Origin of the sequence: Corallococcus sp. AB045 (assembly GCF_003668895.1) — a bacterium.
GTDB lineage: Bacteria > Myxococcota > Myxococcia > Myxococcales > Myxococcaceae > Corallococcus > Corallococcus coralloides.
In genome coordinates, this window is sequence record NZ_RAWN01000026.1 from 23,415 (window position 1) to 48,004 (window position 24,590).

A 24,590-nucleotide genomic window follows, 5' to 3' on the forward strand; every position below is an offset into this window, starting at 1 on the left:
ACTGCTTCCGCGCGTCCCCCGTCACGTGTCCGCCAGTCTCCCAGTTAGGCTAGCGGCCCCGTCGCCGCGAGGGCGCACGGCGCGGCGGCTCCCTCTCGGGCTCCGGCGAGGGCTCCGGAGGGGCTGGAGGCAGGCGCGATGTCAGCTGCTCCAACTGGCGCTCCACCTCCTGGCGCCACAGGGACTGCGTGCGCGCCTGGACGCGCTGGTGCTCGTGGATGAGCGCGAGCGCGTCCAGGATGGCCTCGTTGAACTCCACCTGCCGCCGGAGCGCCTCGTTGATGAAGGGCTGGAACGCCAGCCGGAAGGCGCGCTTGGCCATCACCAGCGCGGGCCCCACCAGGGGCCGGTGGGACGAAGGCGGATCCGCGTAGCGCGCGTCGCGCTTCAGCCGCGCGCCCTCCAGGAAGGTGGGCCACGCGGTGCTGGTGGCCTGTGCCTGGGTGGCGGCGAGGCGTCGGCGCAGCGCCTCCACCTTCTCGGGCTCGGGCGTGGGCAGCCGCTCCAGGGACTCCAGCACCGCCTCCACGGTGGGGTCGTGGGTGATGAGGTCCTCAGCGCGCATGCGGATGTCCTCCCACGTCCAGCTCCCTTGCCAGCTCCGCCGCCAGCGACGTCAGGTCGCGCCCCGGGGAGAGCTCCCACAGCCTCTTCCCCAGGGCCTGTCGGACGCCGGCGTCCGGCGCGCGGCGGGGCTCCCAGACGCCCGCGACGCGCGTGTCCGCCGGCAGCCGCGACACCGTGCGCCGGGCCACCTCCTCACCGGCGCCCGCGAACAGCAACGGCCCCGGGGCGCACCGCACGCCCGTCTCCAGCGACGATGACGGCGGGCTGACCCCGTCCAACCCGAAGGAGGGCTCGTCCGGCGTGAAGCGCCGCACCCGCGTCACACCCTCGCGCTCATCGCGCGGGGCCAGCCGCAGGGGCAGCACCTGCCGGCGCACCGTCCACAGGCTCGCGTCCGGCAGCCGGTCCACCACCGCGCGCGCCAACCGGGACATGGGCGCATCCGGCGCGGCGTCGAAGCCCGGGCACACGACGGTGACGGCGGGCCCGACGGGCGGACGGGGAGGGGGCGCGTCCCCCTGGAGGAAGGGCATGAGCGCTTCGCGCACGCGCTGGGCCACGGACTGCTGGTCCAGGGACGCCAGGCGCTGGCGCTGCGCCTCCACCACCCGCGAGCGCAGGGCGGGGTCGCGCTCCAGCACCGCCAGGAGCCCCGCCACCTGCGACGGGTCGTCCGACAGGGTGGTGAGGCCCGCGCCGCCCATGGTCTCCGGCACCGCCGCGGCGCCGTAGGCCACCACCGGCACGCCCCGGTACATGGCCTCCAGCAGCGGCACGCCGAAGCCCTCGTGGCGGCTCATGGAGAGGTACGCGGTGGCGGAGGCGAAGCACGCGGACAGCTGGGCGGCGTCCACCCGCCCCAGGAACACCACGCGGTCCGGCCCCAGCTGCTCGCGCAGCGCCAGCACGGACGCGTCATAGGGCGCGCTGCTGTAGAGCGTCCCCGCCACCAGCAGCCGGCTCTTGGGCTGGTACAGGCGCTGGTAGGCGGTGAAGACGCGCAGCACGTCCTCCAGCCGCTTGCTGGGCACGGTGCGGCCCACGAAGAGCACGTTGGCGCACCCATCCTCCACCTGCTCGCGCAGGGCCGCGTCCGGCGGCACGTTGAAGGCGTTCCAGTCCACCGCGAAGGGCAGGACGCTCGCGTCCGGGTACCCCGCGGCGGACAGTTCCTCCACGCTGAAGTGCGAGTAGGCCCAGGCGTGCGTCACGTGCTCGCGCAGCTGGAGCAGCTCATCGCGCGCCAGCATGCAGCCGCGGGCGACGTGGCGGTCCGTGCCCTCGAAGAACCGCTCGGGGGTGACGTTGTGGTACAGCAGCGCCTTGCGCCCCTTCGCCTTGGCCACCAGCGGCACCAGCCGCGACTCGAAGCTGTGGTGGACGAGCAGCGCCGTGTCCCGGCCCGCGTCGCGCGCGTAGTCGAGCGCGGGGCGCACCTCGTCGCGGCACGCCTCGTCCCACTGCTCCGCGTAGATCTCCGACGCGTACCCCCATCCGCGCAGGAGGTCGCGCAGGTAGCGCACCTGGTTGCCCACGGCGTCGCCCCAGGCCAGCCGCGGCACGAGCTGGTGGACCGCTCCGGGACTCGAGGACGCGGTCCCTCGCTTGCTGTTCCAGAGGCTCACGTTGGTCATGGCATTTACCCCTGGCCCGCACCGGCCACAAGTGGGCGCGCGCTTGCCTTGACGGGGATCCGTCCCTCCGCTACGGAGGGCGCTTTCTCCCGACGTACGAGTGGTGGCGTGTCAATGAACGTCCTGGTGACAGGGGGCTGCGGCTTCATCGGCTCCAACCTGGTGAAGTACCTCCGCCGCGAGCGGCCCGACTGGAAGATCGTCAACCTCGACAAGCTCACGTACGCGGGCAACCTCGAGACGCTCGCCGATTTGGAAGGCGACCCGCGGCACGTCTTCGTGCGCGGCGACATCGGCAACCGGGAGCTGGTGGAGCACCTCATCGTCCAGCACGGCATCGACGCGGTGATGCACCTGGCGGCCGAAAGCCACGTGGACCGCTCCATCCTGGGCCCGGAGGTGTTCATCAACACCAACGTGCTGGGCACCCAGCAGCTCCTGGAGGCCTGCCGCGCCCGGGGCGTGAAGCGCTTCCTGATGGTCTCCACCGACGAGGTCTACGGCTCGTTGGGCCCCACGGGCGCCTTCACGGAGACCTCTCCGCTCCAGCCCTCCAGCCCGTACTCCGCCTCCAAGACGTCCTCGGACCTGGTCGCGCTGGCCTACCACCACACGTTCAAGATGGACGTGGTGGTGACGCGCTGCTCGAACAACTACGGCCGCTACCAGTTCCCGGAGAAGCTCATCCCGCTGATGGTGGTGAACGCGCTGCACGACAAGCCGCTGCCCGTCTACGGCGACGGCGCCAACGTGCGCGACTGGCTCCACGTGGAGGACCACTGCCAGGGCCTGCTGGTGGCGCTGGAGAAGGGCCGCGCGGGCGAGGTCTACAACATCGGCGGCGGCTCCGAGCGGCGCAACATCGAGATCGTCAAGGGCATCCTGGGCCTGCTGAAGAAGCCCGAGTCGCTCATCCAGTACGTGGCGGACCGCCCCGGCCATGACCGCCGCTACGCCATCGACCCCACGAAGATCCGCACGGAGCTGGGCTGGAAGGCGAAGCACACCTTCGAGCAGGGGCTGGCGGACACGGTGACCTGGTACGTGGAGAACCGCGCCTGGTGGGAGCGGGTGACCAGCGGCGCCTACCGCCAGTACTTCGACACCCAGTACAAGGCCCGTCTGCAGGGGCGGGGTTAGCACCATGCGCTTTCTCGTCACGGGGGCCAACGGTCTGGTGGGCAGCCGCGTCTGCGCGCAGCTGACCGAGCGCGGACATGAAGTCGTGGGCCTGGGGCGCGGCCCCCGGCGCACGGGCGGCACGCACGGCTACGTGGAGGTGGACCTCACGCGCGAGCAGGACGTGGCCGCGGCCATCGCCCAGGCCCGTCCGGAGGCCATCATCCACCCCGCCTCCATGACGGAGGTGGACGCGTGTGAGAAGGACCCGGACGCGGCCTACGCGGCGAACGTCCACGCCACGGCGGCGGTGGCCCGGGCGGCGAAGCTCGCGGGCGCGCACCTGGTGCACGTCTCCACGGACTACGTCTTTGACGGGGACGCGGGGCCGTACTCCGAGGACGCGCTGCCCAACCCCCGCGGCGTGTACGCGCTGACCAAGCACATGGCGGAGCAGGCGGCGCGTGTCTTCGCGCCGGGCTGTGCCATCGCGCGCACCGCGGTGGTGTATGGCTGGCCCGCGGCGGGGCGTCCCAACTTCGGGGCCTGGCTGGTGGGGGCGCTGGAGAAGGGCCAGCCGGTGAAGCTCTTCGAGGACCAGGTGGTGTCCCCCAGCTTCGCGGACAGCGTGGCCGCCATGCTGGTGGAGCTGGGTGAGCGGCGGCTCGGCGGGGTGTGGAACACGTGCGGTGGAACGGTCATCGACCGGGTGGGCTTTGGCCGGGCGCTCTGCGAGGTGTTCGGCTTCGACGCGTCGCTCATTACGCCCACGCGGATGGCGGACCTGAAGCTGGCCAGCCCCCGTCCGCTTCGCAGCGGCCTCAAGACGGACAAGGTGCGCACGGAGCTGAAGGCCCAACCGCTGGAGCTGGCGGAGTCCCTGGCGCGCTTCCACGCGGCCTGGAAGGCGCACCGCGCCGGTTGAGCATCCGCGCGTGGCGGCAGGGCCGCGCGCATCCGTTTCGCGGCCGGGCCGTGGAACACAGGGGAGAACGCATGAAGGGAATCGTTCTGGCCGGGGGGTCGGGCACGCGCCTGTACCCGCTGACGCGCGTGGTGAGCAAGCAGCTGTTGCCCGTCTACGACAAGCCGATGATCTACTACCCGCTGACGACGCTGATGCTGGCGGGCATCCGGGAGATCCTCATCATCTCCACGCCGCAGGACCTGCCGCGCTTCCGCGAGCTGTTGGGCGACGGAGAGCAGTGGGGCGTGCGCTTCCAGTACGCCGAGCAGCCGCGCCCGGAGGGACTGGCGCAGGCGTTCGTCATCGGCCGGGACTTCGTGGGCAAGGATCCGGTGTCGCTCATCCTGGGTGACAACATCTTCTACGGCCACGGCATGGGGGAGCTCACCCAGCGCGCGTCGAAGCGCACGCAGGGCGCCACGGTGTTCGGCTACTACGTGAAGGATCCGGAGCGCTACGGCGTGGTGGAGCTCAACGCCCAGCACAAGGCCGTCAGCATCGAGGAGAAGCCGGCGAAGCCCAAGTCGCACTACGCCGTCACCGGTCTGTACTTCTACGACAACCAGGTCATCGACATCGCGGCGAATCTCAAGCCGGGCAAGCGCGGCGAGTACGAGATCACCGACGTCAACGCGGAGTACCTGCGCCGCGGCCAGCTCAACGTGGAGCTGATGGGACGCGGCTACGCGTGGCTGGACACCGGCACGCACGAGTCGCTGATGCAGGCCTCCAACTACATTGAGATCATCGAGCGCCGTCAGGGCCTCAAGGTGGCCTGTCCGGAGGAGATCGCCTTCCGCATGGGCTACATCGACGAGCAGCGGCTGACGGCGCTGGCGGAGCCCATGCGCAAGAACGAGTACGGCCAGTACCTGTTGGACCTGGTGGAGAAGCGGGGGGCGGTGTCGTGAAGGTGACCCCGCTGGCGATTCCGGACGTCCTGCTCATCGAGCCGAAGGTGTTCGGCGACGACCGGGGCTTCTTCCTCGAGTCCTTCCACGCGAAGCGCTACGCGGACGTGGGCGTGGTCGGCCCGTTCGTGCAGGACAACCTGTCGCGCTCGGTGAAGGGCACGCTGCGAGGGCTGCACTTCCAGGAGCCGAACGCGCAGGGCAAGCTGGTGCAGTGCCTGGCGGGCGCGGTGTGGGACGTGGCGGTGGACATCCGCAAGGGGTCGCCCACGTTCGGCCGCTGGGTGGCAGCGGAGCTGACGGGCGAGAACAAGCACCAGCTCTGGGTGCCCGCGGGCTTCGCGCACGGGTTCTGCGTGGTGAGCGACTCGGCGGACTTCTTCTACAAGTGCACCGCGCTGTACTCCCCGGAGTCCGAGCGGAGCGTGGCCTGGAATGATCCGGACCTGGCCATTCCCTGGCCCGTGAAGGAGCCCCTGCTTTCGCCGAAGGATCAGCGCGCTCCCCGGCTGAAGGACGCGCCCGTGCTGCCCGTTTTCTAACGCGAGGGGCGGCCGGGCAGGCGTGGCGCGGGGGCTTGTCATTCCCCGCCCCCTGCGCGGTGAGCAGGCAGGGGAGCGGGCAACGTCCCGGAGGAGGAAGCCAGCCGGGGGATGGAATGCCCAATCTCCTCCAAGGAGGAGACGCATGGTCCTGCCCGGCAGGGGAATGAGTTGGAAGGATTTCTTCAAATCCCTCAAGGACGAGTGGGGGCGCGACAACGTGGGCAACGTCGCGGGAGCGCTGACGTTCTCCGCCATCATGGCGCTGTTCCCGTTCCTGCTGTTCCTCGTGTCACTGGCCGGTGTGCTGATTGATCCGCACCAGGCACAGCAGCTCATCCAGGAGCTGTCGAAGGTGGCGCCCCAGGAGGTGACGAAGATCCTGGGCGAGCGGCTGGAGGCGCTGGCGAGCAGCAATCCGGTGGGGCTCTTGACGATCGGTGGTGTGGGCGCCATCTGGGCGGCCTCCGGCGGTGTGGTGGCGCTGATGGACGCGCTCAACACGGTCTACGGCGTGACGGAGAAGCGCCCGTTCTGGAAGAAGCGCGGCCTCGCGCTGCTGACGACGCTGGGGACGGCGGTGACGGTGGTGCTGGCGGCACTCGTCGCCATCGTGACGCCGGCGATCGCGAACAGGCTGGGCGAGCCGTTCACCAGCATCGTGCTGTGGCTGCGCATGCCGGTGGCGGGCCTGCTGATGATGCTGCTGCTGGCGGTGCTGTACTACGTGCTGCCGGACGTGAAGCAGAAGTTCAAGTTCATCACGCCGGGGTCGGTGGTGAGCGTGGTCATCTGGGTGATCGCCTCGTGGGGGTTCTCGAAGTACGTGGCGAACTTCGGCTCGTACGACGTGAACTACGGCGCCATCGGCGGCGTCATCGTGATGCTGCTGTGGATGCAGATCTCCTGCATGGTCGTGCTGCTGGGCGCGGAGATCAACGGCATCCTCGAGCACAAGTCGCCGGACGGGAAGGCTCCGGGTTCGCGTGATCCGGACGCGCCGGGACCGAACGTGACGAAGACTGAGGCGGAAGAGGAGGGCGCGAACCTCCCCGGCGCCACGGACTTCCGTCCGGTTCCGCCCCAGCCGCGGTACGAGAGCCGCCCGGTGGCGCTGAGCAAGACGCCGCTGGCCGCCGCGGCGAAGTGGGTCGCGGGCGTGGGCCTGGGTGTGTTCCTGATGCGCCGCAAGTCCACGGCGCGGTAGGCCGGGCAGACAGGGCGTTCAACGGCGGGCGGTCCTCGAAAGGGGGCCGCCCGTCGTCATTTTCACGGCAGGGGTGACGTGACGTAGTCCGTCCCGTCCGAGTGGCAGCCGTGGCAGGTCGAGTGGGCGCGGCCGTAGTAGTTCCGGGTGTAGTCGGGGCCGAAGCCCTCGAAGAAGAGCCAGGTGTCCTTGCCGGGGCCTTCCGCGACCTTCACATCCAGCGCGTGGCCTCGGAGCGTCCTCCCGTCGTCCTCGAAGAGCTCCTTCACCAGGATGCTGCCCACGGGGTGCGTGGCATTGCCGTCGCGAAGCGACTGCGCGACGACGTCGTTGAAGAACACGCGGACCTTGCTGCCGTGGGGAGCGCGCGTGTCGTGGACCGAGGGCTCCGCGAGCCAGGAGGTGTACTGGCCCGAGCGGACGAAGGCCGTGATGCCCTTCTCGGAGGTGTCGATGCCCTGGAGGACGCCGAGCCCCTCGTCCACGGAGGAGGAGGGACCACAGGCGGCGAACAGGACCATGAGCGGCAGGAGGTGGGCGCGCATGGTCAGGACTACGCCAGGGGCGCGACGGCGGTTACAGCCGGGCCCGGCTCATTGCGGCGCGTAGTTGTGGCTCAGGTCGAAGACGAGCGTCTTCACGATGGGCGGGATGGAGAGCTCGATGCGGCCCAGGTTCAGGTCGGCGCGGGTGACCTGGTAGGAGAGGCCGCCGAACTCGTCATCGAAGGTGAAGTCGTCGTTGTCGAAGATGGAGATTTCGAGCGGGTAGCGCAGGAGGTTGGACGTGATGACCTGGCAGCCGCCGGAGCGCCATTCGGGGTCCCAGCTCTCATCCTCGGGGGTGCGGGAGCGCTCGGGAGCGGAGGGACACTTCATCTCCACGACGACGTCCGGCGGGGAGCCGTCGGAGTCCCAGTCCTCGCCCGTGTCCGGGTCGACGTCCGCGATGACAGCGCGCCGGGGCTGTACGTAGGTGCGCATCACGCCCGCGTAGCAGGCGCGCTGGTCGAGCCGGCAGACACTGCCTTCCGCGCACGCTTCACAGGTGCCGCCATTGGGGCCGCATTCCGCGTCACTCCGGTAGCGGATGCACTCATTGAGCGCGGAGCAGCATCCGTCCGCGCAGTTCTCCGCGGTGCAGTCGTAGGGACCGCAGGCGGGAAGCCACAGCGCGCACAGCAGGACGAACATCCAACAGCCGAGGACTTTCATGAGGGCGGTGAACGCTACCCGCTTCAGGTCCGTCCGTCCCGAGCGTTGCGCGCGACGGCCTTCTCATAGGCGGCCTGAAGCTCCCGGAACACCGAGCGGGAAGGGCGCTGCGCGTCCAGGTGCAGGTGGCGCAGCTCCTCCATGAACGCATCCCAGAGCGGCGGGCCGCCCTTCTCCAGCAGCTCCGCGCGCACCGACAGCTCCTCGCTCACCTCCGTGTGCCGGCGGCCCCAGGCACCCATGTGCGCGAGCAGGGGAACCAATTGGATGGACGCCTCCGTGAGGCTGTAGACGCCTTTCTGCTGGTGCTTCGGATCCGGGCGCCGCGACAGCAGGCCGGACGCGGTCAGGCGCTTGAGCCGGTCCGCGAGGATGTTGGAGGCGATGCCTTCTTCGCTCTGGGAGAGCAGGTCGCCGTAGCTGCGCCGGTTTCCGAACATGACGTCGCGGATGACGATCAGGCTCCAACGGTCGCCGAGCTGTTCGAGCGTCAGGTTGATGGGGCAGCCGGAGCGTCCCGTCTGCGGCATGGCCGTTCTCCGGGAATTGATACTTGCAGTATGCAAGGGGTCTAAATACGGTTCAACCCATTGCGAAACGCAAGTGGTCGAAAGGAAAGGTCCGACGATGTCGCTCGCGGTCTACGGTCACTATTTCTCCTCGTACACGCAGAAGGTGCTCATCGCGCTGTATGAGAATGGCACGCCCTTCGAGTTTCGAAGCATCAGCCCGGAGACGCCGGAGCACTCAGCCGAATGGCTGCGCCGCTGGCCGCTGCGCAAGTTCCCGCTGCTCGTGGACGGTGACCGTCAGGTCGTCGAGACCAGCATCATCATCGAGTACCTCCAGCTGAAGCATCCCGGCCCGGTGCGCTTGTTGCCCGAGGATCCGATGGCCGCGCTGGACGTGCGGTTCCTCGACCGCTTCTTCGACCTGCACGTCATGAACGCGGCCCAGCACGCCGTGGACGGGGCGCTGACGGGGGACCCGGTGAAGCGCCAGGACGGGATGAAGCTGGCGGTGGAGAAGCTGGAGCGGTCCTACGCGTGGATCGAAGGCCAGCTGGGAGGCAGGACCTGGGCCGCGGGCAACGACTTCACGCTGGCGGACTGTGCGGCCGCACCGTCGTTGTTCTACGCGGACTGGACGCACCGGATTCCGGGGGCGTGTCCCCAGCTGCGCGCCTATCGCGCGAGGTTGCTGGCGCGTCCGTCTGTCGCCCGGGCGGTGGACGGAGGGCGGCCGTACCGCCCGCTCTTCCCGCTGGGAGCGCCGGACCGGGATTGAGAGCCGTTCAAGGCCGCGGGGGCGTGGTGACCGCGGCCATGATGTATTGGGGCAGGAGTTCCTCGCGGAACTTCCGCCAGAGGGCGACGTGGTTGTAGTTGCCCGCGGTGAACAGCACGACGAGGTCCAGCTCCGGAACGACCATCACGAGCTGGCCACCGTTGCCGCTGGCTTCGTACTGCGAATACACGCGGTCGCCGACGCGCAGTTCATGGCGCCACCACGTGTAGCCATAGGTTCGTCCGTCCGGCATCGTCGCCTGGTTCGCGACGGAGCGTTCCACCCAGTGCTGGCTGACCACGCGCTTCCCGTTCCACGTCCCACCGGAGAGGTAGAGCTGCCCGAGCTTCAGGGCGTCGCGAGGGCGCATGTAGATGCCGCCGCCCAGGTACTGCTCGCCATCGGGCATGAGGTCCAGGTGGTAGCCGCGCATCTGGAGGGGCGTGGCGACGTTCTGGGTGAAGAACTCGGGGATCCAGGTGCGGGTGGTGTTGCGAAGGACGCCGCCGAGCAGGTTGATGTTCGCGGAGCAGTACACGGCCTTCCCACCGCCGGGAGCGCGGACCATGGGGAGGTCCAGCGTGTACTTGTACCAATCCGGCACGGAGTCCTCGAGCCGGTCCTCGTTGCCGGGTGAGTCCGGATTGTCGTCGTCACAAGCCAGGCCGGTCGCCATGGTCATCAGGTGAGCGACGGTGAGCTTGCGCTTGCGCGCGTCCAGGTTGGAGACCTTGCCCTTGTACTCGGGGAAGAGGGACGCGACGGGTGTGTCCACGGTGAAGGGGGCACCCTGGTCCAGGGCGATGCCAATCATCAGGGACGCGTAGGACTTGGAGGAGGACCGCAGGTCGTGGGGACGCTCCTTGTCGAAGCCCTGGAAGTACTCTTCGACGATGAGCTTGCCGTGACGCGCGATGAGCAGGCCCTGGATGGCGGGCACTGACTCCTGGCTCGGTTCCTGGTCGAGGATGCGCTGCACGAGCTGATGGAGCGGTTGGACGTCCATGCCGACGTCGGAGGGGGATGCCGTGGTCCAGCCGTCGTCCTCCGCGATGGGCTTCTGGTAGGCGTAGGGGCCGCGAGCAGGCGTGCGGGAGTAGAGGCCCACAACCTGGGACCGGTCCCGGCGGGTGAAGTCAAACGTCGTGTCGAAGGGAGGGTAGGGGAGGGACAGCCGTCCAGACTGCGCGTCGAACGTGCCCTCGATCTGGGTGTCGCCCTTGGTGGACGTGAGCCGGACCGTGCGGTCCTGGAGCTCCACGCGGAACAGCATCCGGTTGCCGAAGTTCCGCTCCGGATTGCGGATGAACGCTGTCACGGAGGCGTCCGGCTGCTTCTGGACGACGAGGTACAGCGAGAACCGGTCCTCCAGCGGCGTCACGATTCCGCGCCACACACCCGGCTGAAGTGCGCGCAATTCGACTGGAGTGGCGAACTTCATGCCGCTCATGATCACACGCGGCTGGATCCAGTGGCCGGTGATGCTCTGGCCGTTCTCCGCCAACGTCGCTCGGAGTTCGCCTCCTGGGAAGACGACGGACACCTTCCGGCCCTCGAGCCGGGCAGGGACGTCGAAGCCTGCGATGCGCGCGCGCCAGGTGCTCCCATCCCGAACCAGTGTTAGTTCGCCCTGAACCTGAGGCCCAAGGATGCGCTCACTGCCCCAGATGCCCACCAGCGGGTCCGCGGGCATGGGGACAGCGCCGACGTGGAAAGGCAGCAGCGCCAGCAGGAACCCGATGAGCCTTCGGGTGCTGGAAGACACGATGGATGCGTGGAGGGTCATCGAATGCCTTGGGTGCTGGATGTTATAGCCCGGTCATGGGGTCCGACCTGACAGAACGCTGGCTCACACCCGACGGTCAGCGTCGGCGCGAGCGCTTGATCGCCTCGGGATTCCAAGGACCCTGGCGTGAAGTCCTCAAGGGCTTTCCGGGAGCGGATGCACTGGGACCCCTCGTGGGGGATCTCCGAGGCATCGACCTCACTCAGGAAGAGCTACCGGGCGCGGAGCTCGTCCATGCACGGCTCGAGGGTGCCCGTCTGGACGACTGCGGGCTCAACGAGGCGCGGCTCGACTTCGCCACGTTGTCGGGTGCCTCGCTGTCCTGGGCGCGCTTGGAGCGTGCCAGTTTGATGGCATGTGTCGCGATGAGCACCTGCTGGGACGATGCCAACATGGAAGGGGCGACCCTCACAGCTTCGAATCTGGTGCGCGGTTCGTTCCGTCGAGCCCGGCTCAAAGATGCCCGTTTGACCGCCGCGACGCTGATGAAGGCGGACCTGCGCTGCGCTGATCTCCGAGGCGCGGAGTTGTCCTGCTGTGACCTGGAGGAAGCCTGCGTCGCGGGCGTCCTCTCGGGGCGGATGCGCACCTATGAACGGGCGGGACTGGGCAATGCGGACGTGAGCTATTGCCGGGAGCATGGCGGGTACCCCTCGTTCATCGATGCCATCCTGCTCGACCCGGGTCTGCGTGCGCTCCGGTGGTTGAACAGGAAGGAAATCCTGATGCATGTGGAAGCAGCGGTCGAGATGAGCCCTGGGGTGGATGCTGAAATCCTCGCGCTCCTCCGTGAAACACACCCTGTCTTCCACCAACTGGCCGCCATCGCGATGCTGATCAGCGGAGCACGTCCGGAAACGCTGGCGGCGCTGTGGGCTCAGATCGATCGAAGAAGTGGGGCGTGTCCCTCCCTCACAGTCGCCGCACTCCTCCTGGATCCTGGCTTCGAGGCAGCGGCACGCTCGCGGCTCAAGGCCGCGGAGAGCCTGAGGGAAGAAGCGGCCATCAGCCTCAGGTGGGCCCTTGGCGTGGAGCCGGGCAAGAATGAGAGGGAAGGGTTCGCGAGGTCGATATGTGAACGCTGGATGGAAAATCTCCGCAAGAACATCCCACCCGTCATCCAGCAACGCTGGCTGAACAGCGCGCCAGCTTGAGCTCGTTCAGGGGGAAGTCAGGTGATGAATGATGAGGCTGAACGTGAGGCCAGGCAAAGCCCTGTGATGTCTGCTAATCAGACGACTCGTGACATCCCACGTCGGCAAATACCAGCGCATCCGCCTGCTCGCCGAAGGCATCATCGAGGATTATCTGGCCAGGGCCGCCGGCCCGCAGGGCAGCGAGAAGACGCTGGTGCTCCAGTGCCTCCGGTCGGACATGGCCGAGCAGATGGAGTTCCCGGAGATGTTCCTCGACACGGCGATGAGCGCCGCCCGGCTCACGCACCCGCACCTCGTGCGGGTCTTCGACGTGGGGGAGGCGGACGGCACATCCTTCCTCGCCAGGGAGCACATCGATGGGCCCAGCCTGCGAAGGGTGATCAAGCACCTGGCGGTCCAGGGGATGACCCTGCCGGCGACCCTGTGCGCGCGCATCATCTCGCAAGCCTGCGAGGGGCTCGCCTATGCCCACGACCTCACCGACCCCAAGACGAAACAGCCGCTGCGGCTCATCCACCGCTGCGTCCGGCCGTACAACATTCTCCTGTCGCGCCAGGGGACGGCCAAGGTGGTGGACTTCGGCATCGACTACTTCCGGGCCCGGTGGACCCCCGAACACCACATCCCCATCATGAGCAAGTACCGGTACATGGCGCCCGAGGAGATCATGGGCGTGCCGGTGGACCGGCGGGTGGACGTCTACTCGCTGGGACTGGTGCTCTACGAACTGCTCACCACGCGCAGGCCCTTTGAGTCCACGTCCGACTGGGACTTGCTTCGGGTCGTCGTGTCCGAGCCCCTCGTGCCGGCCGAGCAGCACCGGCCAGACCTGCCCGATGCCCTTCGAGCCATCCTCGCCCGGGCGCTCGCGAAAGATCGGGATCAGCGCTACCCGGACTGCCACGCGTTCCGGAAGGAGCTGGAGGATTTCATCCGCTCGGAGGGGGAGCCGGTGACCTCGCGGCAGGTGGCCCAGCTCGTCCAGCAGGTCTCTCCGAGCGACGACCCGACCGTCGCCGCCCCGGCTCCGGATGGCCCGGAGAGCCAGGCGCGGCCCCGCTTGGGACGAGCCTGGATCCTCGCGGCGGCAGTGGGCCTGGCGTTCCTGCTCGGAGGCGGCGCCCTGCTCTGGAAGTGGTGACCACGCCCGTCATGAACTGATCGAGGACAGGGGGCGCGGTTCGCACTACTCCACCGTGAGCAGGAATTGGACGGATGCCGGATGGCCCGTCACTCCGAGGGCGCGAGGCTCGTCCTTGCCCTGCCACTGCCAGGAGCACGGCTCGACGGTGATGGTCAGCGGTCCCGAGCCCTCGCTCCGGGGCTTGAAGGTCACCTCCAGCTCCGCGGTGGACCCTCCCTCCAGTCCAGCGGTTTTCCCCACGAGGTTCACGCGGTGCTCCTCCACCATCGGGAGCGGCTGGCCGCGATACCGCACGCTCACGTCCACCACGCGAGCGCCGACGAGCACCCCGGACACGCGGATCCGCACCGCCTCACACGCGGTCCCGTCATTGCGCACCATCGCCCGCCACGTCTCGGTCACGGGCGAGGACACAGTGAGCGGCGCCGAGGTGTACTCGGTCCAGTGGAATGCGGGCGTCTTGTAGCCCACGTGCATGAGCGGCGCGCCCGGGCTCACCGGACGGTGTGAGGCGTGGAGGTGCAAGGGGTGTCCAGGCTCGGCGGTGAGCAGGAAGAGCGCGTCACTGTCCTCGGCGCCCACCCACCACCGGTCAGCACCCGCGGGCGTCACGGACACGAAGTGGGGCCACTCTCCCACGAGCGTCTCGAGCACCTGGAGCCCGGGCAGGGACACCAGGAGGATCTTGTCCTGGACGAAGAGGAGCGCCCGGGCCGCGTCGAGGACGCACACCCCGGCACCGCCCCAGGTCTGTTCCTCCTCCTCATCGTCATCATCATCACTCCCCGGGATGGAGCCGAGCAGGGTGCCATCGAGCGCGAAGTGGAGGAGCGCCGTCTGCCGGTAGTTGATGACGAGCAGGAGGAGCACGCCGTGGGGAGTGGCCTGGGCCCGCCAGATGTCCTGCTCATGGCCCGGCTCCACCTGGAGCGCACCCTCCGGCTGAGCCGCCCCTGAGCGGAGCACGTAGACGCGGCCCCGGCCCTTCTCCACGACGGTGATGCCAAAGGGGCTCGTATCGAGGAACGCCCCATCGGGGGACTGACGGTGGGGGCGCCCCTCGCTGTATCCGTACCCGTGCCTGGCGGACACGGGCTTGGGCAAGGTCATGGGTTCCCATCGCTGCCCGGATCCATCGGTCGTGAAGAGGGTGGTCAGCTTGAGGGCGCCGTCCACCACCGTTGCGATGAGCCGGTCCCCATCGGTGATGAGATCGAAGCACTCCCTCGGAAAGGCCTGGGCGGGAGCGCTTGCGCCGGCCCCCACGGAGAAGACACGCTGATCCCCGCATCCCACCCAGGCGTCCTTTGCCTCATCCAGTGCGGCGAGCACCACGGGCGCGGACGGAGGATTCGGCACGTCTCCACTGACCTCCCGGCGCACGGCTTCATCTCCGTGGAAGACGATGAGCCGATGCGGTCTGAGATCGAACAGCCACTGTCCACGGGCCAGAAGACGGCGTGTCGGGTACATGGCCCTGCATCATACTCACTGACGCCCGTCCTCCGTGGCGTCCGGCTTTTGGGCCCTTCGACCCGGGCTGGAACATCGAAGCCCGCAGTGCACGCGCGCAAAGCGCTCCCCTCTCGCACCAGCGTCAGGTTACCTTGGAATGGAGGCCCGAGGACGTGCTCACTGCACCAGACACCAATTAACAGTTCCGCTTGAGTTGCACCTGCTTCAAGCGGCCTATGGCGGCACGATTGAGTGGTGGTATTGGCTGGCGATTCATGGCCATTTCAAAATGAATAGATGGATCATCTTGCCGTGTATATTGGGTCCACTCAAACCACATCCTTGCTGGGCTCGATAGAGTGGTCGTGCGTTAGCGCTATAGGAGAATCGATGCAAATCGCGGAAGTAAATATTCCTGAAGACTACCAGGGAACAGGTATTGGGCACACGAGCATGGCCCGCTTGGGAACTGTAGTTATCCTCGCCGGACCGAACGGGGGCGGCAAATCCCGGCTCCTTCAATCTGTTTACCTGGGTGTTGCTCTTCATCCCACGCCAATGGAGTTGGAGACCCGTCAGTCGCTGGTGGAGAATTGGCGGAAGCAGTTGGAGCAAAAATATGGTGCTAGCGCAGTAGTGAATGAAGAACAGGTGTTTGAGCTAGTGCGTCATCATTATCCGGAGGAGGCGCAATGGGTTAAGATGTGCGAAGATAACACAATGCGTGCGCGTAGGGTTGTGATTAGGGGGTTGAGAGAGGATAAGCCCGTTTATCATTATGTGCCTCGGCAAGTTGGGCTTGTGGATCCGTTTTCCATGTCCCGAAGTCGAACGCTTGCGGCGGCGAGGGAGGTGCGCGATGGAATTGGATTTAATTCATTGGGTAATGGATGCCTTGCCTATGTTGCCGACGTGCAGGATCGTTGGTTCCAGGCAACCCATCCTGTGGTGACGATTGAGGAATCAGAGAAGGAGCAGGTTGTTGGTAATTACCAACGGCTGTGCGATGACATCAAAAAACTTCTAGGCACACGCCTTGGTAGGAACCTTGAGGGCGCACCGACTCTTTGGGGACGCTCCATCCAGAACGCCGGCTTGTCCGAAGGACAACTGCTTTTGCTGCAGTTGGCCGTTGCGTTGCACGCGCAGGGGATGCGACTGAGCGAGGCCATCCTCCTCTTGGATGAGCCCGAAACTCACTTGCACCCCGCAGCGGTAGTCGATGTGCTCGAAACACTTCGCAAGGCGACACCGAACGGGCAACTTTGGATTGCAACCCACTCATTGCCTGTGCTCGCCTGGGCACCAACCGATTCCTTGTGGTTCGTCCGCGACGGCCGTGCAAAGTGGGTCGGCAGAGATCCGGAACTTGTGCTCACGGGTCTGCTCGGGGATGACCAGGGGCGCGAACGTCTTGAGTCGTTTCTCCAGTTGCCTGCGCAGTTCGCAAGCAACCGTTTCGCAGCGGATTGTCTTCTCGCTCCGACCGTGGTCATGACTGACGGTGACGACCCGCAGCTTCTGCAGATCCGCAATGCGATATCTGCAATTCATCGTCCTGGACAGCCCTTCCGCCTACTTGATTTTGGCGCGGGAAAGGGCCGCTTGCTGGCTGCGCTCCGCGAAGCCCATCGCGATGGTCAGCCATTCTTCGAAACCATCGACTATCGGGCTCTCGATGCCTCTGCAAGTGACCGTGAGCAATGTGCTTCGTTGATTGACGAAATCTATGGTGGTGGAGCATCGGCTGTGCGGCATTTCAGAGGAGATGCTGACCTGGAATCACAGCTCGATGCAGAGAGTATTGACGTGGCGATCATGTGCAACGTCCTTCACGAAATTTCGCCAGGTCAGTGGATCTCCGTGCTTGGCCCCGGATCGGCGCTCGCTCGGAGCCTTCGCCCCAGCGGCTTTCTGCTTATCGTCGAGGACATGCACATTCCTGTCGGGGAAAAAGCCCACAGTCATGGGTTCCTCCTGCTTGATACGTATCCTCTGAAGGGTTTGTTCGCCTGGCGCGAAGCCGATCCCGCCATTCAGTTGGTGACGGAGCGAGATGGACGCTTGAAGGCGTGGCTGGTGCCAGCCTCGCTGCTAAAGCGAGTCAGTCCTGCGACTCGCACTGACGCGCTGCAACGCCTACAAATACATGCGCGTAAAGCGCTTCAGGACCTGCGTCAGCAGCAACCGAGCTTTCGTAATGGCCAACTCCATGGTCTGTGGACCCAGCTCTTCGCCAATGCGAGTCTCGCCCTTGATGAATTCGGGGGGCGGACCGAGCTCCGCTGATCTCGTTGTAGCTTGAGGCGCGCTCATGCAATTGCGCTCTCCTGTTCTCCAGCGTCCCGAATAACCAAACGCCGCCTCGCTTCCGGACGGACCGGAAACGGGCGGCGTTGGTCACTGCCACGAACCTCGGAAACGGCGCTCTTGGGCACCGACCTGGGGTGGGCGGTTACTGGAGGGTCCAGGCCACAGTGCCGCTGCAGCTGTTGCTCGAGTAGCAGCCCGCGCGGAGCTGGTAGACGCCGGCACCGCCTGACGGCACGGTGTAGGTGAAGTTCGAGCCTCCGCCACCGCACGCATCATCGCTATAGGTCACCTGCAAGCCCGTGGGGCCGAAGAGGCGCAGATAGGTGTCTCCGTAAAAGGACGCTCCGGTGACGCCACAGGTCCCCAGGGTGAGGGTCTGGCCCGCGGTCAATGCGATGGACTGGTTGACCGTGTTCATCTGGGCGCTGTTGGTGTTGGTCGTGCTGTAGGGAAGCGTGTTGCCTCCCGACGGGGGCGGGGTAGAACCGCCGATCAAGCTCCAGGCTACGGTGCCGCTGCAACTGGCGGCTCCGTAGCAACCCGCGCGGAGCTGATAGGTACCGCCACCACCCGACGGCACGGTGTAGGTGAAGCTCGAGCCCGAGCCACCGCATGCATCATCGTTGAAGGCCACCTGCAAGCCCGTGGGGCCGTAGAGGCGCAGGTAGGTGTCTCCGTTGAAGGACGCCCCGATGACGCCACAGGTCCCCAGGGTGAGGGTCTGGCCCGCGGCGAGGGGGATGGACTGGTTGAGCGTGTTCGTCTGGGCGCTGTTGGTGTTGGCCGCGCTGTAGGCAAAGGTGTTGGCCGCCCCATTCGATACCGTCACGCTCACGGTGGAGCTGGAGGTCGCGTTGCCAGTGGCATCATAGGCCCTGGCCTGGAGCGTGGCGGCGCCGTTCGCAGCGGTGTTGCTGTTCCAGTAGTAGGTGTACGGCGCGGTGGAGACGCTGCCGATGATCGAGCCACCCAAGTAGAACTCGACCCGGGCGACGCCCGTGTTGTCGCTCGCGGTGGCCGTCAGGGCGACCATCCCGTTCACGATGGCGCCGGCAGCCGGTGCGGTGAGGGAGACGGTGGGGGGCGTGGAGTCGATGCAGACGCCCGCGGAGCCGCAGGTGTTGCCCGCCGCGCAGGTTCCGCAGGAGAGCGTCCCGCCGCATCCATCCGAGAGGGTGCCGCAACTCCTGCCCTGCGCCTCGCAGGTGGTGGGCGTGCAGCTTCCGCAGACGTTCGCGTTACAAACGTCAGTCCCGCTACAGGAGCCACACGCGAGCGTGCCACCACAGCCGTCAGGGATGCTGCCGCAGTTCTTGCCTTGCTCGGCGCAGGTCGTCGGCGTGCAGCTCACGCAGACATTGGCTTCACAGAGCTGTCCGCTGCCGCAGGTTCCGCAATCCAGGGTGCCGCCACAACCATCTGGAATCGCGTCGCAGTTCTTCCCTTCCGAGGCGCAGGTCACCGAGGGAGTACAGGCCGTGAACAGCTCGGCGTCAGTGGTACGCAAGCTGCTCGCGTTGTAACCACCGACGACCAACACGCGGCCGTCGTTCAAGCGGACCGCCTTCGCCTCGTGGCGGCGGGTGACCAGTGAGTCACCGGCACTCCAGGTGCCAGCCTGGGTGTCATAGAGCACCGACGAGGCCAAAGCCCCGGCGTAATACCCACCGACGACCAGGACGCGGCCGTCGGCAAGCACTGCCCCTGCCGCATCGGTCCGCCAACCGGGCGCCGCGGTCGCCGACCAGGTGTTCGTGGCCGGATCGTACAGCTCGGCCTCGTTGAAGGTTCCCCCCATGATGGGAATCCCGCCGGTCAACAGCACCGAACCGTTTGCCAGAAGGAACGCCTGGTGCCTGAGCCGGCTGACGAACGGGCTCGTCCGTGTCGTCCAGGTGTTGGTCGAGGGGTCGTACTCCACCGGGTGCATGGGGGTGCTGAGGCCGTTCGAGTCGTATTCAGCCCCACCGGTCAACAGCACCTTGCCGTTGAGAAGGCGCGTCGCCGTGTGCTCGACGCGGACTTGCGGCAACGAGCTACACCACGACCAGCTGTTCGTCGTGGGATTGTAGAGCTCACAGACAGACGTGCCGTGAGTGGTCGACGTAATCGCGTCCGTGCCCGCGGCGATGAGCACCCGGCCGTCCTGCAGCAGCGTCGCTGTGTGCCGCGAATGGGCCATCAACGTGGGCGCTCCGTTCGACCAGGTGCCCGTGGCTGGATTGTAGAGTTCCACGGTCTTCGTCACCCCGGAAGAAGGACTGCTGACGTAACCGCCAACCACGAGCACCCGACCATCCTGCAGCAGTGTGGCCGTGTGCCCGTTCCGGCCGTTCGCCATGCTGGAGACGAGGCTGAACAGCCCCGTCGCGGGGTCATAGCGCTCGACGCTGGAAAGACTGCCGTTCGTACCGGAGGAGTTATTGAACCCAAACCCCCCGGTCACGAGCACCTTTCCGTCCTGGAGCAAGGTGAGGGCGAAGGAGGTCCGCCCCACATTCAGGGAGCCAGTCAGGATGCTCAGCGGCTGGCTCTCCTGTGAGTAGTCGGTTTCCAGAGGAGCATCCGCGGGGGAACACGCGGTTGCGAGCAAGACAGCCAGGGCCACCGTTGTGAAACGGCCGAACAATTTGAGCATTTGTACAAACTACGTTGAACCTCGCCAGGCCAACCAGTCCCCCCTCCGCGGGTAATCCACGACCCGCTCCATCAGACAACTAAAACGCCGCCTCGCTTCCGGAAGCACCGGAAACGGGCGGCGTTCGCACTGTCTGGAATTGCGGTCCTGACTACCGGCGCTTGAGCGCCGCGTCCGCGTGCTTCTCCATGAACTCCGAATACGGGCCGTTGAAGTCGAGCACGTCCTTGCCCGCCTCCAGGCTCCAGATGCGGGTCGCGACCTCGGAGATGAGCTCCTGGTCGTGCGTCACGCAGATGACCGTGCCGTCGAACTTCGACAGGCCTTCCGCCAGCGCCGCGATGGACTCCAGGTCCAGGTGGTTCGTCGGCTCGTCGAGGATCAGCACGTTGTCCTGCGTGATCATCAGCTTGGACAACAGCACTCGCACCGTCTCACCACCGGAGAGCGTGTCCGTCGCCTTCATCCGCTCCTCACCCGAGAAGAGCATCCGGCCCAACACGCCCGAAATCTCCTCGTTCGTCAGCTTCTCGCTGATCTCCCGGAGGTAGCCGAAGCACGTCGTCCCCTTGTGGATGACGCCGTGGTGGTCCTGCGGCAGGTAGCCCACCGTCGCCTGGTGGCCCCAGGTGATGGTCCCCGCGTCCGGCTCCAACTGCCCGGCCAGCATCTTCACCAGCGTGGACTTGCCCACGGCGTTGCGGCCAATCACGCAGATGCGCTCGCCCTTGCAGACCAGACCCGTGAACGGCTTGATGACCGGCACCCCGTCGAAGGACTTCTTCAGCCCCTCGAACATCAGCGTCTGACGACCGCTGACCACCTTCTGGTCGAACCGGATGAACGGCCGCGCGATGTTCGAGCGCTTCAGGTCCTCCGTCTTCAGCTTGTCGATCTGCTTGATGCGGCTCTGCACCTGCGACGCGCGCGTACCGGCGTGGAAGCGCGCCACGAAGTCCTGCAACTGGGCGATCTTCTTCTTCTTCTCCTCCGTCTCGGACTCGACCCGGGTCCGCAGCTGCGACTTCTGCCGGACCATGTCGTCGTAACCACCCGTGTACTGGATGATGGTCTCGTAATCGATGTCCGCGATGTGCGTGCAGATGGAGTTCAGGAAGTGCCGGTCGTGGCTGATGGTGATCAGCACGCCCTCGTACACATGCAGGAAGTTCTCCAGCCAGCGGATGGAATCGATGTCCAGGTTGTTCGTGGGCTCGTCGAGCAGCAGCCCCTCCGGCTTGCCGAACAGCGCCTGCGCGAGCAACACGCGCAGCTTCAGGCCGCCCGTCAGCTGGCGCATGGGCTCTTCGTGGAAGGACTCCTCGATGCCAAGGCCGGCCAGCAGCGTGGCCGCGTCACTCTCCGCCGAATAGCCGTCCTCTTCCGCGATGACGCCTTCCAGCTCACCCAGCCGGTTGCCGTCCTCATCGGTGATGTCGGACTTGGCCAGCAGCTTGTTCTTCTCGTCCATCGCCGCCCACAGGTGGCGGTTGCCCATCAGCACCACGTCGATGACGCGGTCGTTCTCGTAGCGGAAGTGGTCCTGGCGCAGGATGCCCAGCTTCCGCGGGCGGATGATGTCGCCCATGTCCTGCTCCTCGTCACCCGCGAGGATCTTCATGAACGTGGACTTGCCGGCCCCGTTCGGACCGGTCAGGCCGTAGCGGCGGCCCGGCGAGAAGGCGACGTTGACCTCCTCGAAAAGTTTCTTGGGCCCGTAGGCCTTGGAGACGTTGATGACGTTGAACATGGCGGCGGCTTGTAACGGAAATGGCGCGGCGACCCAAGACGCGCGGTAAATCGAAGCCCGGCGGCGTACCGGAGGACCCAATGTAACCGCCCGCCCGCCTCGGAAATGCCGCCTTCCCACCGGGTATCCCCCCCGCCAGCCCCTCGCCCCCAGTGGCCGGGTAGGGAAACCGGAGCCTCCCGAGAGCGGGGAGGGGAGAGACGGCTTCCAGGAGACCAGGCGGGCGTCCCCCAGGAAGCGGGTGCCCCCGGACGGGCGGGCTGGGTATAAGGCCCGTCCAATGGCCGTCCGCTTCGAACTCCTGAATACCGACCCCACCGGCGCCCGCACGGGCATCCTCCACACCCGCAAGGGGTCCTTCCCCACGCCGATGTTCATGCCGGTGGCCACCCACGCCGGCTTCCGCCACCTCGCCATGGAGGAGGTGAAGGAGACGGGGGCCAAGGTCCTCCTCGCCAACACCTACCACCTGATGCTCCGGCCCGGCCCGGAGGTGTTCGAGCGCTTCGGCGGCATCCACCCCTTCATGGGCTGGGACGGCGCCGTCCTCACGGACTCGGGCGGGTTCCAAATCTTCTCCCTGCCGGAGGACCGGCTCATCACGGAGAAGGGCGCGCACTTCCGCAGCTTCTACGACAACAGCCGCCGGCTCCTCAGCCCCGAGTCCAGCATCGCCATGCAGCAGGCGATCAACTCGGAGATCATGATGGTGCTGGACGTGTGCATCGACTCGCGCACCGACGAGGCCGGCACCCGCGAGGCCATGGAGCGCACCCACCGCTGGGCCGTGCGCAGCCTCGCCGCGAAGGAGGCGCGCCCCACGGGCCAGGCGCTGTTCGGCATCGTCCAGGGCGGCGTCCACCCGGCCTTGCGCGACGAGAGCGCCGCGTTCCTCACCAAGCTGCCCTTCGACGGGTTCGCCATCGGCGGGCTGGCCGTGGGCGAGACGAAGGTGGAGCGCGACACGATGACCGAGCGCGCCACCGCGTCCCTGCCGCAGGACAAGCCTCGCTACCTGATGGGCGTGGGCACCCCCACGGACCTGCTGGAGGCGGTGCTGCGCGGCGTGGACATGTTCGACTGCATCATCCCCACCAAGATGGCGCAGCAGGGCTACGCGTACACGTTCCAGGGCCTGGTGCGCATCACCCGCACCGTGTACCAGCTGGATGACGGGCCGCTCGACCCCGAGTGCGACTGCTACGTGTGCAAGAAGTACACGCGCGGCTACCTGCAGCACCTGATGCGCGGCAAGCACCACCTGGGCTCGCGCTTCCTGTCCGTGCACAACGTGCGGCACTACCAGCGGCTCATGGAGCGCGTGCGCGAAGGCATCCTGCGCAACGGCTACGCGCAGACGTACCGCGAGTTGAAGTCCGCCATCGCCACGCCCAAGGACCTGAAGGACGAGGCCGCGGCCAGCGCCGCGACGCTGAAGGACGTGGGCTGAAGTCCGGGCGCGTGGCCCTCCGCCCGCCCTCCGGCCGGGTTGTGAAGGGCGCCACGCGAACGGCGGTGCGGAGGGACGTGGCGGGTTAGCCTGCGGTGCCCGGGCCCTGTTGCCCGGCGCACCTTCCGCCGCATGGACCCGCGCGTCGCCACCCTCCTGAGTCACGTCCGCGCGAGCGCGGAGAACCGGCCCGGCGTGTACCGGTTCTTCGGTCCCGCCGGGGAGCTGCTCTACGTGGGCAAGTCCGTGCGCGTGCGCACGCGGCTCCTGTCGTACTTCCGCGCGGACGAGGGCGAGAAGGCCTGGGAGATCGTCGCGCAGGCGCACCAGGTGGAGTGGGAGTACACGGCCAGCGAGTTCGCGGCGCTGCTCCATGAGTTCCGGCTGATCAAGAGCCACCGGCCCCTCTACAACGTGGAGCACAAGCGCGACCGCGCGCACTGCTTCCTCCAACTCACGCGTGAGGTCGTGCCCCGGCTGCGAGTGGTGGGCCAGCCCGGCGGTGACGGGCGCGCGGAGTACTTCGGGCCCTTCCACGGCCGGCACACCATGGCGGACGTGGTGCGCGCGGTGAATGACCTGCTGGAGCTGCGCGACTGCCCATCCGAGACGACCATGCGGCTGGCGGATCAGATCCAGCTCTTCCCCCTGAAGGACGATCCGCGGTGCATGCGCGGGCAGACGGCGCGGTGTCTGTCTCCATGCGCGAGTGGGTGCACGACGGCGGAGTACCTGGCTCAGGTCGCGCTGGCGCGGGCGTTCCTCAACGGCGAGTCGGACCGGCCGCTCGTCATCCTGCGCGAGCGCATGGCGATGGCGGCGCGGCGGCTCCAGTTCGAATACGCGGCGGAGCTGCGCGACCGCGCGGAGCGGCTGGAGAACGTGCAGGCGTGGATCGTCGAGCTGGGCCGCACGCTGCGCCGGCTGTCGCTGATCTACACGGCGCGCGGGCACGGCGGTGAGGACCGCACGTATGTGCTCAGGCGGGGACGGATCCGCGCGGAGGTGCCCACGCCCCGGACGCCGGAGGAGCAGGCGGCGCTGGACGCGCGCGTGCGGGCCATCTTCGACGTGCCGGAGCCGGAGGCGATTGGCCTCCGCGCTCAGGAGTCCCAGGAGGTGATGCTCGTCGCGAAGTGGTTCCGCCTGCACCCGGACGAACTGGATGCGACGGTGCCTCCTCCGGCGCGGGCCGGGAGCGATGAGCCCTTCGAGGAGGCGGCGGAGGCGCGGGCCGCGCTCGCTCGCACGCTGGAGCGCACCGTGGAAGGGCCGGAGGAGCCGGAGCCCGACGGTGCCTCCGAGGCGGCAGGGTGATGACGGCGGACATCACCCCGCCAACGGCTGTCATCAGCGGCGCGGGCCTCCGCTGACGAGGCCCGGCCCACGGGTCCTGGAAACACAGGGGTTTGGCGTTCACCCCAAGAAGCACGAGCGTTGGCACACGCC

The 24,590-nt window shown here is 67.1% G+C and carries 20 protein-coding genes; 11 read left to right on the forward strand and 9 right to left on the reverse strand.

All coding sequences use genetic code 11. The annotated features are described in order from the left end of the window. Nucleotides 1-49 precede the first annotated feature (49 nt). Together D7Y21_RS08960 and D7Y21_RS08965 are read right to left on the reverse strand one after the other, a co-directional pair. Nucleotides 50-565, reverse strand: coding sequence for a hypothetical protein (locus tag D7Y21_RS08960; RefSeq protein ID WP_121712530.1), 516 nt, complete (start codon nucleotides 563-565; stop codon nucleotides 50-52). After that, complete coding sequence (locus D7Y21_RS08965) at nucleotides 555-2,201, reverse strand: glycosyltransferase (RefSeq protein WP_120565565.1); 1,647 nt, start codon at nucleotides 2,199-2,201, stop codon at nucleotides 555-557. The genes D7Y21_RS08960 and D7Y21_RS08965 overlap by 11 nt, the downstream gene beginning before the upstream one ends. Before the next feature lie 114 nt (nucleotides 2,202-2,315). Between D7Y21_RS08965 and rfbB the strand changes: the two genes are divergently transcribed. From rfbB to D7Y21_RS08990, 5 genes are all read left to right on the forward strand, one after another. Continuing rightward, the gene (gene rfbB / locus D7Y21_RS08970; protein WP_120565564.1) at nucleotides 2,316-3,341 is read left to right on the forward strand and encodes a dTDP-glucose 4,6-dehydratase; all 1,026 of its coding nucleotides are present in this window, start codon (nucleotides 2,316-2,318) and stop codon (nucleotides 3,339-3,341) included. Nucleotides 3,342-3,345: 4 nt separating this feature from the next. Beyond that, nucleotides 3,346-4,245 (forward strand): SDR family oxidoreductase, encoded by a 900-nt coding sequence (locus tag D7Y21_RS08975; RefSeq protein ID WP_120565563.1) that lies wholly within the window; start codon nucleotides 3,346-3,348, stop codon nucleotides 4,243-4,245. Between the two features lie 71 nt (nucleotides 4,246-4,316). Further along, nucleotides 4,317-5,198 (forward strand): glucose-1-phosphate thymidylyltransferase RfbA, encoded by an 882-nt coding sequence (gene rfbA / locus D7Y21_RS08980; RefSeq protein WP_121712532.1) that lies wholly within the window; start codon nucleotides 4,317-4,319, stop codon nucleotides 5,196-5,198. Continuing rightward, nucleotides 5,195-5,740, forward strand: coding sequence for a dTDP-4-dehydrorhamnose 3,5-epimerase (gene rfbC / locus D7Y21_RS08985; RefSeq protein ID WP_120589005.1), 546 nt, complete (start codon nucleotides 5,195-5,197; stop codon nucleotides 5,738-5,740). Before rfbA ends, rfbC begins: the two co-directional genes overlap by 4 nt. 145 nt (nucleotides 5,741-5,885) lie before the next feature. Beyond that, nucleotides 5,886-6,947, forward strand: coding sequence for a YihY/virulence factor BrkB family protein (locus D7Y21_RS08990; RefSeq protein WP_120565560.1), 1,062 nt, complete (start codon nucleotides 5,886-5,888; stop codon nucleotides 6,945-6,947). Nucleotides 6,948-7,009: 62 nt separating this feature from the next. Here the strand turns inward: D7Y21_RS08990 and D7Y21_RS08995 are convergent, their stop codons facing one another. Genes D7Y21_RS08995 through D7Y21_RS09005 form a run of 3 tightly spaced genes read right to left on the reverse strand, consistent with a single transcriptional unit; the run spans nucleotide 7,010 to nucleotide 8,691 of the window. Next, nucleotides 7,010-7,492, reverse strand: a complete 483-nt coding sequence (locus D7Y21_RS08995; RefSeq protein WP_121712534.1) for a hypothetical protein — start codon at nucleotides 7,490-7,492, stop codon at nucleotides 7,010-7,012. A 48-nt stretch (nucleotides 7,493-7,540) separates the two neighbouring features. Then, the gene (locus D7Y21_RS09000) at nucleotides 7,541-8,140 is read right to left on the reverse strand and encodes a hypothetical protein (RefSeq protein ID WP_121712536.1); all 600 of its coding nucleotides are present in this window, start codon (nucleotides 8,138-8,140) and stop codon (nucleotides 7,541-7,543) included. 44 nt (nucleotides 8,141-8,184) lie between these two features. Then, nucleotides 8,185-8,691 (reverse strand): helix-turn-helix domain-containing protein, encoded by a 507-nt coding sequence (locus D7Y21_RS09005; protein WP_121712538.1) that lies wholly within the window; start codon nucleotides 8,689-8,691, stop codon nucleotides 8,185-8,187. Between the two features lie 97 nt (nucleotides 8,692-8,788). Here D7Y21_RS09005 and D7Y21_RS09010 point away from each other — a divergent pair, with 97 nt between their 5' ends. Continuing rightward, nucleotides 8,789-9,448 carry a glutathione S-transferase family protein gene (locus D7Y21_RS09010; RefSeq protein WP_121712540.1) on the forward strand — a complete coding sequence of 220 codons (660 nt, stop codon included), beginning with the start codon at nucleotides 8,789-8,791 and terminating at the stop codon, nucleotides 9,446-9,448. Between the two features lie 7 nt (nucleotides 9,449-9,455). Here D7Y21_RS09010 and D7Y21_RS09015 read toward each other — a convergent pair whose 3' ends face one another. Further along, complete coding sequence (locus D7Y21_RS09015) at nucleotides 9,456-11,234, reverse strand: serine hydrolase (protein WP_233612030.1); 1,779 nt, start codon at nucleotides 11,232-11,234, stop codon at nucleotides 9,456-9,458. 35 nt (nucleotides 11,235-11,269) lie between these two features. Here D7Y21_RS09015 and D7Y21_RS09020 point away from each other — a divergent pair, with 35 nt between their 5' ends. Together D7Y21_RS09020 and D7Y21_RS09025 are read left to right on the forward strand one after the other, a co-directional pair. Beyond that, complete coding sequence (locus D7Y21_RS09020) at nucleotides 11,270-12,388, forward strand: pentapeptide repeat-containing protein (RefSeq protein WP_158627260.1); 1,119 nt, start codon at nucleotides 11,270-11,272, stop codon at nucleotides 12,386-12,388. Nucleotides 12,389-12,476: 88 nt separating this feature from the next. Further along, nucleotides 12,477-13,532 carry a serine/threonine-protein kinase gene (locus D7Y21_RS09025; protein WP_121712543.1) on the forward strand — a complete coding sequence of 352 codons (1,056 nt, stop codon included), beginning with the start codon at nucleotides 12,477-12,479 and terminating at the stop codon, nucleotides 13,530-13,532. 45 nt (nucleotides 13,533-13,577) lie between these two features. On the opposite strand, the gene D7Y21_RS09030 is transcribed toward D7Y21_RS09025, so the two are convergent. Continuing rightward, nucleotides 13,578-15,008: a hypothetical protein gene (locus D7Y21_RS09030; RefSeq protein ID WP_158627261.1), complete on the reverse strand. Its 1,431-nt coding sequence runs from the start codon at nucleotides 15,006-15,008 to the stop codon at nucleotides 13,578-13,580. Between the two features lie 372 nt (nucleotides 15,009-15,380). Between D7Y21_RS09030 and D7Y21_RS09035 the strand changes: the two genes are divergently transcribed. Next, the gene (locus tag D7Y21_RS09035) at nucleotides 15,381-17,279 is read left to right on the forward strand and encodes an AAA family ATPase (protein ID WP_158627262.1); all 1,899 of its coding nucleotides are present in this window, start codon (nucleotides 15,381-15,383) and stop codon (nucleotides 17,277-17,279) included. A gap of 166 nt (nucleotides 17,280-17,445) precedes the next feature. On the opposite strand, the gene D7Y21_RS09040 is transcribed toward D7Y21_RS09035, so the two are convergent. Both D7Y21_RS09040 and D7Y21_RS09045 read right to left on the reverse strand, forming a co-directional pair. Then, on the reverse strand, nucleotides 17,446-19,941 hold the full coding sequence (locus D7Y21_RS09040) for a kelch repeat-containing protein (protein ID WP_121712549.1): 2,496 nt from the start codon (nucleotides 19,939-19,941) through the stop codon (nucleotides 17,446-17,448). A 151-nt stretch (nucleotides 19,942-20,092) separates the two neighbouring features. Beyond that, nucleotides 20,093-21,691, reverse strand: a complete 1,599-nt coding sequence (locus D7Y21_RS09045) for an ABC-F family ATP-binding cassette domain-containing protein (RefSeq protein WP_121712551.1) — start codon at nucleotides 21,689-21,691, stop codon at nucleotides 20,093-20,095. A gap of 280 nt (nucleotides 21,692-21,971) precedes the next feature. Here D7Y21_RS09045 and tgt point away from each other — a divergent pair, with 280 nt between their 5' ends. Together tgt and D7Y21_RS09055 are read left to right on the forward strand one after the other, a co-directional pair. Further along, the gene (tgt, locus tag D7Y21_RS09050) at nucleotides 21,972-23,141 is read left to right on the forward strand and encodes a tRNA guanosine(34) transglycosylase Tgt (RefSeq protein ID WP_121712553.1); all 1,170 of its coding nucleotides are present in this window, start codon (nucleotides 21,972-21,974) and stop codon (nucleotides 23,139-23,141) included. Nucleotides 23,142-23,273: 132 nt separating this feature from the next. Next, nucleotides 23,274-24,458 (forward strand): nuclease, encoded by a 1,185-nt coding sequence (locus tag D7Y21_RS09055; RefSeq protein WP_121712555.1) that lies wholly within the window; start codon nucleotides 23,274-23,276, stop codon nucleotides 24,456-24,458. Nucleotides 24,459-24,590 lie beyond the last annotated feature (132 nt).

What these genes read in the sequence shown, in the direction of transcription:
- D7Y21_RS08960 (WP_121712530.1), bottom strand. Translation starts at nt 565, where the DNA reads ATGCGCGCTGAGGACCTCATCACCCACGACCCCACCGTGGAGGCGGTG.
- D7Y21_RS08965 (WP_120565565.1), bottom strand. Translation starts at nt 2,201, where the DNA reads ATGACCAACGTGAGCCTCTGGAACAGCAAGCGAGGGACCGCGTCCTCG.
- rfbB (WP_120565564.1), top strand. Translation starts at nt 2,316, where the DNA reads ATGAACGTCCTGGTGACAGGGGGCTGCGGCTTCATCGGCTCCAACCTG.
- D7Y21_RS08975 (WP_120565563.1), top strand. Translation starts at nt 3,346, where the DNA reads ATGCGCTTTCTCGTCACGGGGGCCAACGGTCTGGTGGGCAGCCGCGTC.
- rfbA (WP_121712532.1), top strand. Translation starts at nt 4,317, where the DNA reads ATGAAGGGAATCGTTCTGGCCGGGGGGTCGGGCACGCGCCTGTACCCG.
- D7Y21_RS08990 (WP_120565560.1), top strand. Translation starts at nt 5,886, where the DNA reads ATGGTCCTGCCCGGCAGGGGAATGAGTTGGAAGGATTTCTTCAAATCC.
- D7Y21_RS08995 (WP_121712534.1), bottom strand. Translation starts at nt 7,492, where the DNA reads ATGCGCGCCCACCTCCTGCCGCTCATGGTCCTGTTCGCCGCCTGTGGT.
- D7Y21_RS09000 (WP_121712536.1), bottom strand. Translation starts at nt 8,140, where the DNA reads ATGTTCGTCCTGCTGTGCGCGCTGTGGCTTCCCGCCTGCGGTCCCTAC.
- D7Y21_RS09005 (WP_121712538.1), bottom strand. Translation starts at nt 8,691, where the DNA reads ATGCCGCAGACGGGACGCTCCGGCTGCCCCATCAACCTGACGCTCGAA.
- D7Y21_RS09010 (WP_121712540.1), top strand. Translation starts at nt 8,789, where the DNA reads ATGTCGCTCGCGGTCTACGGTCACTATTTCTCCTCGTACACGCAGAAG.
- D7Y21_RS09015 (WP_233612030.1), bottom strand. Translation starts at nt 11,234, where the DNA reads ATGACCCTCCACGCATCCATCGTGTCTTCCAGCACCCGAAGGCTCATC.
- D7Y21_RS09020 (WP_158627260.1), top strand. Translation starts at nt 11,270, where the DNA reads ATGGGGTCCGACCTGACAGAACGCTGGCTCACACCCGACGGTCAGCGT.
- D7Y21_RS09030 (WP_158627261.1), bottom strand. Translation starts at nt 15,008, where the DNA reads ATGTACCCGACACGCCGTCTTCTGGCCCGTGGACAGTGGCTGTTCGAT.
- D7Y21_RS09035 (WP_158627262.1), top strand. Translation starts at nt 15,381, where the DNA reads ATGCAAATCGCGGAAGTAAATATTCCTGAAGACTACCAGGGAACAGGT.
- D7Y21_RS09040 (WP_121712549.1), bottom strand. Translation starts at nt 19,941, where the DNA reads ATGCTCAAATTGTTCGGCCGTTTCACAACGGTGGCCCTGGCTGTCTTG.
- D7Y21_RS09045 (WP_121712551.1), bottom strand. Translation starts at nt 21,691, where the DNA reads ATGTTCAACGTCATCAACGTCTCCAAGGCCTACGGGCCCAAGAAACTT.
- tgt (WP_121712553.1), top strand. Translation starts at nt 21,972, where the DNA reads ATGGCCGTCCGCTTCGAACTCCTGAATACCGACCCCACCGGCGCCCGC.
- D7Y21_RS09055 (WP_121712555.1), top strand. Translation starts at nt 23,274, where the DNA reads ATGGACCCGCGCGTCGCCACCCTCCTGAGTCACGTCCGCGCGAGCGCG.